Source organism: Micromonospora sp. CMU55-4, assembly GCF_011602315.1.
GTDB lineage: Bacteria > Actinomycetota > Actinomycetes > Mycobacteriales > Micromonosporaceae > Micromonospora > Micromonospora chalcea.
Genome location: NZ_JAAOLH010000008.1, coordinates 12,227 through 27,517, shown reverse-complemented (window position 1 = coordinate 27,517; position 15,291 = coordinate 12,227). Strand labels below are relative to the sequence as shown.

Here is a 15,291-nt window from a genome sequence, read left to right as displayed (position 1 = left end):
ACCCTCCGGCAGCGTCAACCGTAGCCACCGCGGCTGGGCGGGGCGGGCCGGGTTGCGAGCAATCAGCGCGTTTCCGCCGGTGATTCCGGAATCAGCCGGCCAGCCGCCGCCAGCCGCTCGAGCACGGCCCGGTGCGGAACCGCGTGACTGGTACGGCCACCCACGCCCGTGGTGGTGACTGCGGTGAACAGCGAGTTCAGCAGCGCCTCCTCGACCGCGTCCAGCACGGCCGCGAACACCGGGTCGATCTCCCCGTCCGGGATCGGCTGCTGATCCGACGTGGTGAACCCGATCGCGTAGTCGCCGCTGGTGCCGCTGAAGGACGCGCCGACCCGGGCCATGGCGAACACCGCCCGGCGGGCGACCCGCCCGAGCTGTCGCGCGTCCAGCGGTACGTCGGTGGCCACCACGATCATGCACGAGTTGCCGGGCGGCTCGGCCCGGTCGGCGGCGGGGACCAGTTCGTCGGCCGGCATCGGCACGCCGAGCACTCTGAGGACGCCGCCGAAGTTGGACTGGACCAGCGCGCCGACAGTCCCCGTACGGCCGGCGGCCCGCACGGTCCGGGACGAGGTGCCGATGCCGCCCTTGAAGCCCAGCGCGGTGGTGCCGGCGCCGGCACCGACGCAGCCCTCGGCGGGCGGCCCGTCGGTCGCCTGAGCGATGGCGGCCAGGACGTGGTCCTCGATGATCGGGCGGCGGCGGATGTCGGACAGGTGCCCGTCGTTCGTCTCGCCGACCAGGGGGTTGAACGACACCCCGTCCGGCCGGCGCTCCATCAACCAGCCGAGCAGCGCGTCCGCCGCCCGGAACACCGACAGCGTCGCGGTCAGCACGACCGGGGATTCCAGTACGCCGAGTTCGTCCACCTGGGTCGAGCCGACGAGTTTCCCGTGCCCGTTGCCGGAGAACACCGCCGCCGGCAGCGTCCACCGTCCGGGGCCGAGCCCGCTCGGCACGATCGCTGTGACGCCGGTGTGCAGGTCGCCGCCGTCGTCCACGGTGGTGTGCCCCACCAGGACGCCGGGGACGTCGGTGATCGCGTTGTGGCGTCCGGTGAGCAGCGTTCCGACGACGACGCCGAGGTCACGGGCGCGCCGGCCGGTCCGGCTCAGGGCAGCGCCGCCCGGATCGCCTGCACGATGCCGGTCGGTGAGTAGTCGTCGGGGACGCCCTCGACCAGGATGATGTCGCCCTCGATGTGCCGGGAGCGCAGGGGCGCGATCTCCTGGTACGCGGGCGAGTCCCACCACGCGCGCGCCTCGGCGATCCCGGGGAAGCCGAGCATCACGACCGCGCCGGGCCAGGCGCCCTCCTTCACCTCGTGCGGCGTGGCGTGCACGAGGAACCGGCCGCCGTGCGGGGCGAGGGTGGCCGGGAGGCGCTCGATGTACTCGGCGATGTCCGGGTGCGGGGCGGCGTCCTGGAGGTGGGCGATGGCGTACGCGGGCATGGTGTCCTTCCGGCCGTCGAACTCCGAACGCCGATCCTGACACAGCGGACGGCAGACGTTCGCGCCCATTTTCCCGGCGCCGACGACGGCGCGCGCTCAGGCGCCGGACGCCACGGCCGCGATGGCGGCGTGCGTGCGGTGGGTCTCGTCGTACAGGCGTGTCAGGCGTTCGACCTCGGTGAACCCGGCCTGCCGCAGCCGCGCGGAGAACTCGTCCACCGGCCAGCGGTACGCGGTGGCGACCTTGTGGTCGAAGGCGCTTACCTCGTCACCGACGAAGATGCCGACCACGAGCGGTCCACCGGGCACGATCGCGCGCCGGAACCCGGCCAGCACGCCGTCGAGATCCGGTGGCGGGAGGTGGATCAGCGAGTACCAGGCGAGGATGCCGTCGACGGAGTGGTCCGGGACGGCGAGGTCGTCCAGCGACCCGAGCCGGTACGCGCCGCCCGGATGGGTGGCCCGCGCGTGCGCGACGAACTCGGGAACCATGTCGATCCCGGTGGCGTCGACGCCCAGCGACCGGAGGTGGTCGGTGAGGTGCCCCGGTCCGCACCCGAGGTCGAGCACCGGGCCGGTCCGGCCGGCCAGGTGCCGCCCGATGAGGGCGAGGTCGTCCGGGTGCACCGCGGCGGTGCTGCCGAACAGTTCGATGTAGAGCTCCGCGACCGCCCCGTACGCCTGCCGTACCCGTGTGTCGTCCACCGCTCGACCATAGGGGTCCGACGCCTTGGCCGCATTTAGCAGATGAATGAGATGAATGAATGGAAAAGTCGTCGCAAAGCAGCCGCCCGGTGCGGAATCGATAGCTTTCCGTCACTGAAGTTTCTATCCTTGAAGAATCCCGATCGCCAGCAGCGGAAGGGGCGGCATGCCGCGCCGTTCGAGCCTCAGCTATCGAGATGCGTTGAAGCTGCTGGCCCCGGGCAGCACGCGCATCACCGAGACCGACAAGGTCGTCAGCGCGGGGATCCTCGGCGCCGGGGCGCTCACCCAGGGCGCGGCGCTCGCTCTGCTCGGCCCGAAGAACGCGCTCATGCAACTCGTCCGGGACGCCACCGGAAACCAGGCCGGCCGCATCCGCACGACCGGCGGAAAATCGTATTACAAGCTGCTGGAGGCCAGCCATACCGTGCTGGCGCTCTCCGCGTTCTTCGACGGTTTCCGCGACGAGGTCGGGCCGGGTTTCGACCGGCTGGAGCTGACCGACGAGGAAAAGGTGGGCATGGTGGCGGCCGACCGTCGCCAGCACACGCTGCCGAAGGAGATCGACGGCGGATACTTCCCGCTGCCGTCCTCGGTCCACGGCATGGACGACACCCGGCGCGACGTCGAGGCCGCCTACGTCAAGCTGTACGACGCCACCATCGCGTTCTGCGAGGGCCTCGCCGCATGGCCGTCGGTGCGGCGCGGGCTCGACCTCACGTCGCTGCGGTCCCGGGTGGTGGGCCGCGCCATGTGGCACTACGAGGACCGTTTCGACCGGCTCGCCGCGGACCTCCCCGAGTTCGGGTTCCGGATGCTCCGGCAGGCGATCGAGCACAACCTGATCGACAACCGGAACCTGACCACCGAGGTCTCGGCCCGGCTGGACGCGCTGGCGCAGCTGTACCGCAATCTCGCCGAGCTGTCCGGCCCGGCCCCGGCCGACCGACCCGACCTGCTCCGGGAGTCACTCGACCGGCTCACCGGCTCGCTGGCCGCGGTGTTCCGGCAGCCGCTGCTGCGGATCAAGGACGTCGACTTCCACCTGCGTCTGCCCACGGTGGAGGAGGGGTTCATCAGCCCGGACTTCCGGGCCGCCGAGTACGGCAAGCACACGTCCCCGGAGCGTGATGCCTGGTGGGACGACCAGCCGCGCCGGGGCGACCTGGTCGGTTTCCTCTCCGAATACCTGACCGATCCGGCGAGCCTGCACCGTCCGCTGCTGCTCCTCGGTCAGCCGGGCGCCGGCAAGACGTTGCTGACCCGGGTCATCGCGGCCCGGCTGCCGGCGAGCCGGTTCACCGCGATAGTGGTGCCGCTGCGCCGGATGTCCGGGGACTCGTCGCCGACCGAGCAGATCGAAGCAGCGATCGAGCAGGTGATGGACGAGCGCATCCGCTGGGCGGACCTGCGCCGGGCCACCGAGCACACCACGGTGGTGGTGATCTTCGACGGGTTCGACGAACTCGTCCAGGTCACCGGCACCGCCCACTCCCAGTACATCGACCGGGTGGCCGAGTTCCAGGAGACCCAGTGGGACCTGGGCTACTCCGTCATCCCGATCATCACGTCCCGGATGCTGGTGATGGACCGCGCCAGCGTGCCGCAGGGCACCGCGCTGGTGCGGCTGGAAGACCTGACCGACGCCCAGGTGACGGCCTGGTTGGCCGCCGTCAACGCGGCAAACGAGGACCGGCCCGGCTACCGTCGGCTCTCCGCCCGCGAGCTGCTGTGGCACGGCGAGCTGGCCCGCCAGCCCTTGCTGCTCACACTGCTCGCCATCTACTACAACGAGCACTGGGCCGACCGCCGTCCCGGCGCCATGTCATCGTCCGACCTGTTCACCGGCCTGCTCACCGCGTTCATCAGACGGCAGGTGAGCGAGAAGGCGCCGACCGCCCTCCCGACGCACGAGCGGGAGGCCCGCGAACACCAACTGCGGCGCGATCTCGCGATCACCGCGTTCGCCATGTTCAACCGCAACCGGGAACTGGTGAACCGGGCCGCGCTCCGCGCCGACCTCGACTGTTTCGGGCCCGGGGCCGGCGACGGCTCCCGGTTCGAACTCGGCGACGTGCTCGGCCCGGAGCAACTGGTCACCGCCGCCTTCTTCGTCGTGTACGGCCCGGACGACGTGCAGGGCGAGGACGCCCGGCGCACGTACGAGTTCCTGCACACCACCATCGGCGACTTCCTGATCGCCGAGTACGTCATCGGGGCGCTGCGGAGTCTGGCCGAGCTGCGGCGGCGCACCCTCAGCCCGGCCGGGTTCGGCTATCAGCTGGACACCGGCCAGTTCCGGGCGCTTCTCTCGCACCAGCCGCTGGTCAAGCGGGAGGCGGTGGTGGGCTTCGCGCGGGAACTCGCCTTCCGGCACCCAGGGGACCGGGACGCGATCGTGGAGACGGTCGCCGGACTGCTGGCCGAGGCCCGGCAGCGGACCAACCTGGCCGGTGTGGACGGCTACCGGCCCGCGCCGTACGACCCGGTGCGGTTGCTCGCCGCGTACACCGCGAACCTGGTCGCGCTGGCCGCGCTCGTGTCACCGGACGGGGTGCGCCACAGCGACCTGATGGACGACGAGACCTGGGTGTCCACGGTGCGGCTGTGGCGGGCGGGCCTGGACGAGAAGGGCCAGCTCGCGATGATCAGTTGGCTGCGCCGGGACGCCGACGGCCGGATCGTCGCCGGGCTGCGGCGGGAACGGCGGGGGGAGAAGGTGAACGTGGCGGCCGAGGAGGCCCGGCTGCTCGGCGACGTCACCACCTACGGCCAGTTGCAGGCCGGCGCGCGGACGTGGCGCGGCCAGGCGCCGACCAGCTTCGAGGCGGCCCGGTTCCACGCCGACCTGGTGGAGCTGGCCACCCGCCGCTGGCCGGTGCCGTCACTGCACCAGCTGATCCTGTACGACGAGCGCAGCTACCGGCGACTGTGGGCGCGTGCCGTCGAGTTCCCGGAGGCGGTGTCCAGCACGAGCGCCACGGTCCTGCTGGAATGCCTCGCCGAGGACGGCGCGCAGTTGCCACGCGAGGTGGTGTGCGGGCTGACCCGGGTGGCGCTGAGCCGCTTGCCCAGCTCACCGACAGCGCCGCCGGAGCTGATCATCTCGTGTCCGTACCTGATCGACGAGTTCCCCGAGCTGGTCGACTCGCTCGGCACGACCGACGACCACGCGGTCCTGCACGCGCTCATCCTGCGGCACGGGCTCGACCGGCTGCCGCAGCGGTACGTGGCCCGGGTGCGGGAGGTGCTCACCGACATCGAGGGGCGGCTCGCGGAGCTGCCGCTGGAGGACGGCGTGGTCTCGGCCGAGATGGCCGAGCAGTTCGCGGCCGCGCGGGTCGACAACCGCACCGCGCTGTGGCTGCTCATGGCGTTGACCGAGTACGGCGACCTGGCCTGGCGGAAGATACCGCCCCGGACGATGGCCGAGCTGCTGGCGCACCGGCTGCCGGACGAGTTCCTCGACGAGGCGAGCCTGTGCCGGCTGCTCGTGGACTACCTGCGGGCGCACGACCGGGCGCCGGCCGAGGTCTCGCTGGTGTCCGCCCTCGACACGCTGCGCGTCCTCGCAGCGACCGACCAGCCCGACCAGCCCGACCAGCCCGACCAGGTCCCGGCCGCCGAGGCGGTCTGACCACGCCACCCGTACCGCCACCACCCGTTCGGAGGCCCCGATTGGCACACTCGCCCCGGCATCGAGAGCACATCGTCCGAACAGGAAGGAGGGATCTGGCGGTCGACATCGCCGGGGCGGAACGCGGCTGGCCCGTGTTCCTGATGCACGGCACACCCGGCAGCCGGAACGGTCCACGACCACGCTCGATCGTGCTCCACCGCCTCGGCGTACGCTTGATCTCCTACGACCGGCCGGGTTATGGCGGTTCCAGCCGGCTGCCCGGCCGCCGGGTCGCGGACGCCGCCGCCGACGTCGCGGCCATCGCCGACGACCTGGGCCTGGACGGGTTCTCGGTGGTCGGCCGGTCCGGCGGCGGCCCGCACGCCCTGGCCTGCGCCGCGCTGCTGCCGGAGCGGGTACGGCGTACCGCCGTCCTGGTCGGTCTCGCCCCGGCGGGGGCGGCCGGGCTGGACTGGTTCGGCGGCATGACCGATGCCAACGTCCGTGACTACGGTGCCGCCGAGCGCGCCGTGCCGGTGCTCGCCGAGCAGTTGCGGCTGCGGGCCGAGCGCACGATGGACGATCCGAGCTCGCTGCTCGCGCTGCTGGTCGAGCAGATGACCGAGGCCGACCGCCGGGTGGTGGCCGGGGTGCCGATCCGCCGACAGCTCACCGACGCCTACGCCGAGGCGCTGCGCCAGGGGCCGGACGGCTGGATCGACGACGTGCTGGCGCTGCGCGCCGACTGGGGCGTCACGCTGGCCGAGATCCGGATGCCGGTCCGGCTCTGGCACGGCGCCGACGACAACTTCGCCCCGGCCAGCCACACCCGGTGGCTGGCCGAGCAGATCCCCGGCGCGCAACTGCACGTGCAGCCGCGCAGCGCGCACTTCGGCGCGGTCGAGGTGCTGCCGGAGATCCTCGCCTGGCTGGCCAACCCGGTGGAGCGGGCCACCGTCAGATCGGATGCGGGTCGATGATGCGCCGCTGCAACCGGCTCTCCCGGACGGCCTCGACGGCCGGGTGGTTCTCGCCCAGCCGGTAGGTCAGCTCACGGGTGACCGCCTCCAGCTCCGCGCGCCGGCCGCTCTCCACCCGCTCCTGCATCACCACCAGGTTCGCCTGGCAGCGCAGCGTGTTCGTGTGGTCGCGGCCGAGGATCCGGACCAACCCGTCGTACGCGCGCCGCAGCAGGCTCAGCGCCTCCACGTCGGCGGCCTCCCGACCTTCCGGCGGGTCGGGCTGTTCGGCGATGCAGATGCCCTGGTTCATCCAGCCGGAGAGCGGGTACGGGTGCCCGCTGCCCAGCACGCCGGCGAGCGCGTCGGCGGACCGGCCGGCGAGCTGCCGGGCCTCGGCGAAGTCCCCGGCGCGGCGGGCCACCATGGCGAGGTTGACCATGCAGACCAGCGTCAGCGGGTGCGCCGGGCCGAGGTTGCGCTGGTAGATGCGGTGCACCTCGGTCAGTTCCCGGCTGGCGCGCTGGAACAGGTCGACGGTGAGCAGGTTGATCGACAGGCTCAGCCGGCAGGTGAGCGTCTCCGGGTTGTCCGGCCCGAACCGCTCGTTCAGCAGCTCGTAGGCGGCTTCGAGGAGCTTGCCCGCCTCGACCGCGTGCCCGGCCGCGCGCAGCGACACCGCCAGGTTCGTCTGCGTCCGCAGGGTGATCAGGTGTTCGGCTCCGGCCGTGTTCAGCAGTTCCCGGTGGACGCTGCGCAGGCGGGTGACCGACTGCTCGAAGTCGCCGGCGTCGCGCATGTCGATGCCGACGTACGCGGAGGAGGCGAGCGTGTCCGGGTGGTTCTCCCCGAGGATCGCGCGGCGCCCGGCCAGCACCATCTCGTCGTTCTTGCGGGCCTCCCGGAAGTCGCCCATCAGGCGCTGGGTGCTGGCGAGGTTGTTGAGCGCGGCGAGCGTACGCGGGTGCTCCTCGGTGAAGTTCCGCTTCCACGCGTTGAACGTGATCTCGTCGAGGCGCAGCGCCTCGTTGTACATGCCCATGCCGCGCAGGTCGCGGGCGAGCCCGCCGGCGGTCATCAGCGTGTGCGGGTGGTCCTCGCCGAGCAGTTCCCGTTGGGCTGCCAGCACCTCCTCGTCCAGCGCCCGGGACTCGGTGAACTGGCCGAGGAAGGCGAGGATGTTGGCGAGGTTGAACTGGAGGTGCAGCAACTGCCGGCGCAGGTCGTCGCGAGCCCGCGGGTCGGTCTCCTCGGCGAGCATCTGCTCCCAGGTCTGCGCGACCTCCTGACCGAGCCGCCGGCCGGTCTCCAGGTCGCCGCGCAACTGGAGGTAGCGGACCCGGTCGATCATCAGCGCCCGCACCTCAACCTTGCTGCTCAGCGGCGCCTTGGACGCCTCCAGGTGCGGCCAGATGACCCGGAACCGCGGCCACCCGTCGGGGTCGTCGACCTCGCCCTCGGGCCGGGCGGCGGCGAGCACGAGGTGGACCTGCCGGCGGGCCTCGTCGAGTTCCGCCTCCGTCATCCGGGACCGGACGGCGTGCTGGAGCAGGCGGTGCATGAGCACCAGCCCACCACGGCCCCGCTCGCCGCCCGCCGGGTTCTCGGCCCGCAGGTCGACCCGCACCAGGGCGAGCCGGTTGGCCTGCTGGACCAGTTGCTGGCGGACCAGCCGTTCCTTGGCCTGCGGGTGGAACGGCACCAGCGCTTCGGCGAACTCGTCGCTGTAGACCAGGTCGGCGGAGATCTCCGGCGCGAACACCGAGCAGAGTTGCAGCACCCGGTAGGCCGCCGGGTTGCGGGTGCGCAGGTGGTTGAGCGACAGCTCCCAGGTGGCCTCCACCGAGACGTTGCTGTTCGGCTCCATCACCGCGCCCGGACCGAACTTGGCGATCTCGGTGAGGTAGCTGTCGACGGAGTGGCCGGTGTCGGCGAGCCAGGCCGCGGCGGCGGTGACAGCGATCGGCAGGTCGCCGAGCAGGGCGGCGATCCGGTCGGCCTGGTCGACGCGCATGTTCGGCACCCGCTCGGTGAGGTGCTGGATGCTCTCCGCGCGCTTGAACACGTCGACCTGGACGGTGGTGGCCCGCTCGACCCACTGGAGGTTCCGGGACGTGATCAGGACGTGGCCCTTGCCGTCCGGCACGTACGGCAGCACGCCCTCGATCTCGTCCGCGTTGTCCATGATCAGCAACCAGCGCAGGTCGGTGCGGCGCAGCGCCTGGAGCACCAGACGGGCGTTCTCCCGGTTCGATTCCGACGACGGCACGCCCAGGTAGGGCGCGAGGTCACCGATGGCCGACTCGATGAACGGCACCTGGTCGGCGTCGATCCACCACACCATGTCGTACGCGGCGCGGTAACGGTGGGCGTACTCCAGCGCGAGCTGGCTCTTGCCGATGCCGCCCATGCCCTGCAACGCCACCGGCCCGGTGCCGGAGAGCACCACCTTCGGGCTGCTGCGCAGCAGCGTCCGCAGCTCGCGCAGGTCCGCCTCGCGGCCGGTGAAGCGCTTGTTGCGGCCCGGCACCTCGAACACGGTGTTGTCCCGGCCGGGGAACCGGGGACCGGTGGGCAGCTCCAGGTCGGCCGGCACCCCCTCGCGGCCGACCAGGCGCAGGATCCGCGCGGCGGCGGTCCGCGCCTCCAGGCCGGCCACCGAGACGGTGTGCGCCGCGGGCACGTTCGCCAGGCGCCGTACGTCCGCCACGTAGACGACGAGCGGCACCTGGTCGGGCGAGCGGTCCGGCGCGGCGAGCACCGCCTCCTCGTTGGCGTTGGACTCGGAGACGATGATCAGCTCCCGGGCGGTCCGGGGCACCTCGTCGTCGGTGAACCACGGGTCGGTCACCCGGACGTCGGCCGAGACCAGCAGGTGGCCGATCCACTCCGCCCACACCCGGTCGTACGGGGCGTGCCGGAGCACGATCTCGCTCTCCACCGACGTGGAGGTACGGGTGAACCGGGCGTTCACCCGCTCGCGTACCGCGCTGCTCATCGGCGGCAGCGACTCCACCTCGCCCCGGGTGATCTCCCGGGCCAGCACCTCGTACGCGGACAGCAGCGACCCGTTGACGCCTGGTTGGTCGGCGAACGTGGCGAGCAGCTCCTCGTACGCATAGAACGCCTGGTAGGGCACCTGCATCCGGGCCCAGTACCGGTCCCGGTCGGCCTCGCTCATCCCGCTCGGCAGCCCGCTGAAGCGCTGCCGCGCCACCGCACGCCCGGTGTCCGCCTTGACCTTCTCCGCCGGGTCGATCCGCATCGGCACGGGCAGCACCCGGATCCGCCGCGACCCGTAGCGGTGCTCGACCAGCCGCGCCACCTTCGCCGCGCCGGTGATGCCCTGCTCGCTGAGGGTGAAGCAGGTGACCAGCACGTCCGGCAGTTGGATGGTGCAGATGTCGGCGACGTCGGAGAACCCGGTGCGGCTGTCGATGAGCACGTAGTCGTAGTTGCGTTTCATGTCGGCACGCAGCGCGTCGAAGAAGTAGCCGCCGCCCTGCCGCTCGTAGAACTCGTCCCAGTTCATCCCGGCGAGCGCGCCCGCGTAGTCGTTGTTCTGCTGGCCGGCGCCGAGGAAGTCCAGCGTCCCGTCACCGGGGAAGTTGGACCAGTTCAGCGAGAACGAATACTTGTGCACGCGGGCGTACTGCTCGTGCCAGCGGTCGTCGCCCTTGTCCTGCTTGGTGGTGGTCGCCCACTCGTACTCGCGGATCAGGTCGATCACCCCGCCGGTGCTCTCCAGCGCGTCCCGGTCGATGAACGGCGCGAAGAAGCGCGACAGGCCGGGGGACTCCAGGTCCCAGTCGACGGCGAGCACCCGCTTGCCGTTGGCGGCGAGGATCCAGGCGACGTTGGCCAGCGCCATCGTCCGGCCGGTGCCGCCCTTGTAGGAGTAGAAGGTGACGACCTGTCCCTCGCGTCGGGTCATGTGTCCACTCCCTCGTCGGGCGGCGGGTTCTCCCAGAGCCGGGGTTTGCTGATCGGCCGTCCTGGCGGCGGGTAGGCCGGTCGTGCCTCCAGGTAGCGGCGGCGCATCCGGTCGACCAGGCCGTGGATCCCGGCCCGCCAGTCGTCGTACGTGGTGATCGCCAGGGGGCGTGCCGCGGCCGGAAAGATCGCGATGGCCCGGTCGAGCAGCACCGTCGCCTGGGAGCGACGGCCGGGTGCCGGGTCCTCGATGACGACCACGACGCCCACCCAGCGGTGCAGCGAGGCGGCGGCCGCGCGGACGGCCTCCGCACCGTCCGGCGTCTCGACCACCCGAGGATCGATCATGAGTACGCCCGGGCAGCCCCGGAACAGCCCGGCATCGGGTACGAAGTCGCGGACGTCGATCGGCATCCGCAGCCGCTGCACCGCGTCGGTCACGTCGTCGACCACGGGAGGCCGGCCGTGGAACGGGCGCCACCGGCCGGCGTGCGTGTCGGATCGTCCGTTGAGCCGGCCCGGCTCGTGCGGTTGCTCGGGCGCGATCACCACCGCCCGGAACGGCACCTCGCTGGTCGGCGACGACGGCAGGTCGGTCGGGCCGGTCGGCGGCTCGGCCGCCTGCAGCGGGGTCTGCTCGGCGGTGTCGACGATGTGCTGCGCGAGCCGGCCCAGCACCTCCTTGTAGGCGTGCTGGAACTTCTGCAGCCGGCAGAGCGCGCTCATGCCGTTCGCCGCGTACGCGTCCACGTCGGCGGCCATCGCCACCGCCCGGGCCTGGTCGGGCGCGTGCACGGCGGCGGGCGACGGGATCCACAGGACCGGCAGGATGTTGTCGCCGTCGGGCGGGCGGCCGGCCCGGATCAGCCGTTGCCGGAACCACTCCCGTTCCCGGCGCGAGTCGTCCCGGTTGAGATAGTCCGGCGAGTACAGCGGCACGAACACCTCGGCCTCGGCGAGCGCGGTGCGTTTTCGTTCCGTCCGGTCCTCCGGCGGCCGCACGATGAAGTCGGCGAAACCCTGCCGGCGTAACCGGTCGCCGGGCCGGCCGTCGATGGCCAGGTTGAGATCGTGGTAGAAGCGGCGGACCCAGTGGTCGCCCGGGGTGCGGTCGTTGTGCGTCGGCGGGGGGACGTAGCTGAGGAAGAAATAGGGCGGGCCCGGCAGCGCGGGCCGCTCAGAGGTCACGGCGACACGACCGTTCCACGGGTAGTGCGCCTGACCCCCAACCGTCAATGATCACGCGCTGCTCCCCGGTCGACACGATACGGCGTCTATCGATCAGGGTAGAGAGGTTGCGCTCGGGTTACCAGGCCCTCACCGTCCGATGTGGGCGTCCATCCACGCGACCGTGGCGCGTACCGCCGCGGCTATCGGCAGCAGCCGTGCCGGGGCGCTCCCGACCGTGCCGCGCCGGGTGAACGGTTCCCTGTCGAGTTCCACTCCGACCTCGGCGAACGGGCTCGCGTCGAGGTGCGGCGCCTCGAAGTCCAGCCGTTCCCGGCGACCGTCGCGCAGCACGTAGCAGCGGTACGAACGCCGCTGCGGCGGGCGGCGCAACCGGTACTCGGCGAGGTGCAACGCGGTACATGTCGAATAGCCGACACCGAGCAGCAGGGTCCAGGCCCCGGCGGCCTCCAGCGCGGCCAGCGGCGAGCGCTCGCCGAGATGCGAGTCCAGGTCGTGGACGCGCATCAGTTCCTCCGCCCGGGGGCCCCAGGCGCTGAATGACGTCTGCGGGTGCGGGCTGCGTACCGCGCCGGGCAACCGGCGTACGTGCTCGGCGAACGCGCCCACGCCGAACGACGGCGTGACGGCCGGGTCGAAGCCGGGCATCCGGTCCTCGTACGCCCGGCGTTCCTCATCGGTGAGTCCGGCGGTCGCGGCGTGGTATGCGGGGCTGCTCACCGAGTTGTCGGGGGTCTGCGCCGGGACGACGACGGTGCCGGACGGCCCGACGACGGCCCGCAGCGCGTCGGCCAGCGTGGCCGGCCCGCCGGCCACCGGTCCGAGGGCACGCAGGGAGCAGTGCACGAGTACCACGTCACCGCTGCCGAGCCCGAGCGCCCGCAGGTCGGCGGCGAGCGTGTCGACCCGGTGCGCGGGCGGGACGGCGGTGGTCACGACGGCCATCCGGACATCGAGCGGGCCACCTGCCGGACCAGCCGTGAGCCGGCCGGGGTGAGCGCGTCCGCCCGTTGCAGCGCGCCGATCGCCTCGGCCGTCCAGTCCCGGTACTGCCGGTAGACCGCCTGCGCGCCGTCGACCTGGCGGTCCGCCCGGACGCGCCAGATGTCGGCCACCGCCGCGTGCGCGTAGATGCCGTGCAGGACGGCCTCCGCCGGCCGCGGGTCGGGCCGCCAGCCCACAGTGATGTCGATCGGCCCGGTGCCGTCGACCAGGTCGCAGACGTCCAGCAGCGCGTTCATCTTGCTGTGCTGGAACTCGTGCACGAGCAGCACCGCCAGCGACCCGGCGTCGGTCTCCGTGGCCGCGACACCGCCGAACGCCTGCCGGGCGGTCGACGCCTCGCTGACCCCGTCGCCGCTGCGCCGCAACGGCACCACCGCCCGCAGCCCGGTACGCAGTTCCTCGGCGTGGCCAGGCACCTCGTCCCGGATCACCTGCCACGCCGCCGCGAACGTCTCCGCCCAGCGCACGGCGCCCGCGTCGTCGAGCCGGTCATCGGCGGGCAGCCGGTGGCAGTCGCGGTGCGGGTCGCCGTCCTCCAGCAGCACCGACACGTCTGGTGCGACGAGACGGCGGGTCGGCCACCAGCGGGGCCCGCCCGCCGCGCCCGGACTCACGGCCACCGTCACGTCCCCGGCCCGCACCCGCAGCGAGCCCGGGCCGATCTCCACCCGGGCGGTGCCGTCACCCACCTCGGGCAGCAGAACCGTGCCCATCGTCGGCAGGTGCAGGCGGCCGGATCGCACCGGCACGTCGAGGCGTACCGGAACGCCTGCGTCGAGCGCGGCGGCGGCGGCGAGCGCGCTCAGGTAGCCCGGCCCCTGGCGGGCGCCGGTGCCGGTGCCGGCGAGGCAGTCGACAGCCCACGCGCGCACGTACGGATGGGCCGCGATCCGGGCCACTGATTCCGGCGCGCTGCGGTCGAGCGCGGTCAGCGCCTCCCAGCCGTCGGCTCCGGCCGCGCCGGCCGGCAGGCGGTCGGCCACCTCGGCGAGCAGCGCGCGGACGATGGCGATCTGTGCCTCGACGAGCCGGCCGATGGCGACCCGGTCGCCGGTCGGCGCCGCGAGACGGTCGATGAAGTCGTCGGGCAGGCCGGCGTCGAGCCGGACGGGTTCCGGTGGGTTCTCGTTCACGTGCACGATCAGCTCTTTCAGATCGGCGCAGTAGACACTCGGATGGTCGAAGTGCCCGGCGCCGTACCGGTGGGCGAAGAGTCCGCCGCCGCACTGGTCGACCACCGGGCACCGCCGGCACTCGTCGCTGAGACCGGCCCGGCCGGAGCGGCGGCGGGCCAGGAGCGGGCTGGCCGCCACGTCGTCGGCCGCGTGCGAGAAGACGGTCATGCCGGTGGCCGGCGCGCCGTCGTACGCGGTCTTGAGCGAGTCCGCCTGCTCCCACTCGCCGTCCGTCTCGATCACCGCCAGGTCGACCGGGTCGAGGCCCAGCCATTCGGTGCCGCTGGGCCCGCCGCGTGCGGTGGACAGGAGCGAGTCGAACAGGCGCACCGGGACCGGTCGGCCGTCCGCGCGCCAGCGGTCGTGGACGGCGCGCAGCCAGCGGGCGTACGCGGTGTCCCCGGCGGCCGGCCGCCACGGCGGGGCGTCCCAGGTGGCGTGCGGGAGCAGGAAGTCGATCCGCGAGGGCTCCTGGGCGAGCAGGGCCTCGTACACCGCTATCGGGTCGTTGCGCACGTCCACCGTGCAGAGCAGGCCGGACCAGAGCCGCCGGTACGCCGGGCGGCGCAGCAGGGCGAGCGCGCGCAGCACCTGGTCGTAGCTGCTGGCGCCGGACCGGTAGATCCGGTGCCTGTCGTTGGCGGCCCGGTCGCCGTCGAGCGATACGCCGACCGCCACGTCGTGTTCGGCGAGTACGTCGCAGAACCGCTCGGAGAGCAGCACGCCGTTTGTCTGCATGCCGATCCGGAGCCGGGTGACCGGCCCGATGACGCGCCGCAGTTCGGCGAGCACCCGGCCCAGCCCGTCGGGGCCGAGCAGCAGCGGCTCCCCGCCGTGCAGGACGACTGTGACGTCCGGCAGCCCGTGGGCCGCCGCGTGCTCGGCGATCCTTCCGGCCGCGGCCCGGAGCACGTCCGGCGTCATCCGTACCGGGCGGCGGCGCCAGCTCTGGTCGGCGTGTTCGTAGACGTAGCAGTGGTCGCACGCCAGGTCACACCTGGCGTGCACCTTGAGGACGAACTCGGTGAGCGCCGCGCGGGCGGGCCCCGGGGCCATCGCGGATCAGATGAACGACGAGAACTTCGCCGCCGGGATCCGGGTCTGATCGAGGTGAGCCGCCATCACCCGGCGCACGATGGGGGAGATGTCCGCGGCGGAGAGCCGGTCGAGCGGCTCCGCGCGGACCCTGACCAGCGAGACCGGGGGCTCATCCTGGCGCAAGGGTGCGGTCGTCATGAGTGTTCCTTAGGTTTG

At 72.5% G+C, this 15,291-nt stretch carries 10 protein-coding genes; 2 read left to right on the top strand and 8 right to left on the bottom strand.

Annotation, left to right across the window (positions count from 1 at the left end; translation table 11 throughout):
- Window positions 1-62: 62 nt before the first annotated feature.
- The 3 genes from HA073_RS15625 to HA073_RS15615 form a co-directional block, all read right to left on the bottom strand.
- A complete protein-coding gene (locus tag HA073_RS15625) occupies window positions 63-1,064 on the bottom strand; it encodes a P1 family peptidase (RefSeq protein WP_205797540.1) in 1,002 nt (333 codons plus the stop codon).
- A 47-nt stretch (window positions 1,065-1,111) separates the two neighbouring features.
- Window positions 1,112-1,453: a DUF1330 domain-containing protein gene (locus tag HA073_RS15620; RefSeq protein ID WP_166456752.1), complete on the bottom strand. Its 342-nt coding sequence runs from the start codon at window positions 1,451-1,453 to the stop codon at window positions 1,112-1,114.
- A 96-nt stretch (window positions 1,454-1,549) separates the two neighbouring features.
- On the bottom strand, window positions 1,550-2,158 hold the full coding sequence (locus HA073_RS15615; protein ID WP_166456751.1) for a class I SAM-dependent methyltransferase: 609 nt from the start codon (window positions 2,156-2,158) through the stop codon (window positions 1,550-1,552).
- 166 nt (window positions 2,159-2,324) lie between these two features.
- On the opposite strand from HA073_RS15615, the gene HA073_RS15610 reads away from it, so the two are divergent.
- The gene (locus tag HA073_RS15610; RefSeq protein ID WP_166456750.1) at window positions 2,325-5,795 is read left to right on the top strand and encodes an NACHT domain-containing NTPase; all 3,471 of its coding nucleotides are present in this window, start codon (window positions 2,325-2,327) and stop codon (window positions 5,793-5,795) included.
- 41 nt (window positions 5,796-5,836) lie between these two features.
- Window positions 5,837-6,757: an alpha/beta fold hydrolase gene (locus HA073_RS15605; RefSeq protein ID WP_166456749.1), complete on the top strand. Its 921-nt coding sequence runs from the start codon at window positions 5,837-5,839 to the stop codon at window positions 6,755-6,757.
- On the opposite strand, the gene fxsT is transcribed toward HA073_RS15605, so the two are convergent.
- The 5 genes from fxsT to HA073_RS15580 all read right to left on the bottom strand — a co-directional run bounded on the left by fxsT (window position 6,735) and on the right by HA073_RS15580 (window position 15,273).
- Window positions 6,735-10,670, bottom strand: coding sequence for an FxSxx-COOH system tetratricopeptide repeat protein (gene fxsT / locus HA073_RS15600; protein WP_064448830.1), 3,936 nt, complete (start codon window positions 10,668-10,670; stop codon window positions 6,735-6,737). The genes HA073_RS15605 and fxsT overlap by 23 nt on opposite strands.
- Window positions 10,667-11,857 carry a TIR-like protein FxsC gene (locus HA073_RS15595; protein WP_166456748.1) on the bottom strand — a complete coding sequence of 397 codons (1,191 nt, stop codon included), beginning with the start codon at window positions 11,855-11,857 and terminating at the stop codon, window positions 10,667-10,669. Before HA073_RS15595 ends, fxsT begins: the two co-directional genes overlap by 4 nt.
- Window positions 11,858-11,986: 129 nt before the next feature.
- On the bottom strand, window positions 11,987-12,802 hold the full coding sequence (locus HA073_RS15590) for an aminoglycoside N(3)-acetyltransferase (RefSeq protein ID WP_166456747.1): 816 nt from the start codon (window positions 12,800-12,802) through the stop codon (window positions 11,987-11,989).
- The gene (locus HA073_RS15585) at window positions 12,790-15,093 is read right to left on the bottom strand and encodes an FxsB family cyclophane-forming radical SAM/SPASM peptide maturase (RefSeq protein ID WP_166456746.1); all 2,304 of its coding nucleotides are present in this window, start codon (window positions 15,091-15,093) and stop codon (window positions 12,790-12,792) included. Before HA073_RS15585 ends, HA073_RS15590 begins: the two co-directional genes overlap by 13 nt.
- 6 nt (window positions 15,094-15,099) lie before the next feature.
- Window positions 15,100-15,273, bottom strand: a complete 174-nt coding sequence (locus HA073_RS15580; RefSeq protein WP_166456745.1) for a hypothetical protein — start codon at window positions 15,271-15,273, stop codon at window positions 15,100-15,102.
- Between the last annotated feature and the right edge of the window lie 18 nt (window positions 15,274-15,291).

What these genes read in the sequence shown, in the direction of transcription:
- HA073_RS15620 (WP_166456752.1), bottom strand. Translation starts at nt 1,453, where the DNA reads ATGCCCGCGTACGCCATCGCCCACCTCCAGGACGCCGCCCCGCACCCG.
- HA073_RS15610 (WP_166456750.1), top strand. Translation starts at nt 2,325, where the DNA reads ATGCCGCGCCGTTCGAGCCTCAGCTATCGAGATGCGTTGAAGCTGCTG.
- fxsT (WP_064448830.1), bottom strand. Translation starts at nt 10,670, where the DNA reads ATGACCCGACGCGAGGGACAGGTCGTCACCTTCTACTCCTACAAGGGC.
- HA073_RS15590 (WP_166456747.1), bottom strand. Translation starts at nt 12,802, where the DNA reads ATGGCCGTCGTGACCACCGCCGTCCCGCCCGCGCACCGGGTCGACACG.
- HA073_RS15585 (WP_166456746.1), bottom strand. Translation starts at nt 15,093, where the DNA reads ATGGCCCCGGGGCCCGCCCGCGCGGCGCTCACCGAGTTCGTCCTCAAG.
- HA073_RS15580 (WP_166456745.1), bottom strand. Translation starts at nt 15,273, where the DNA reads ATGACGACCGCACCCTTGCGCCAGGATGAGCCCCCGGTCTCGCTGGTC.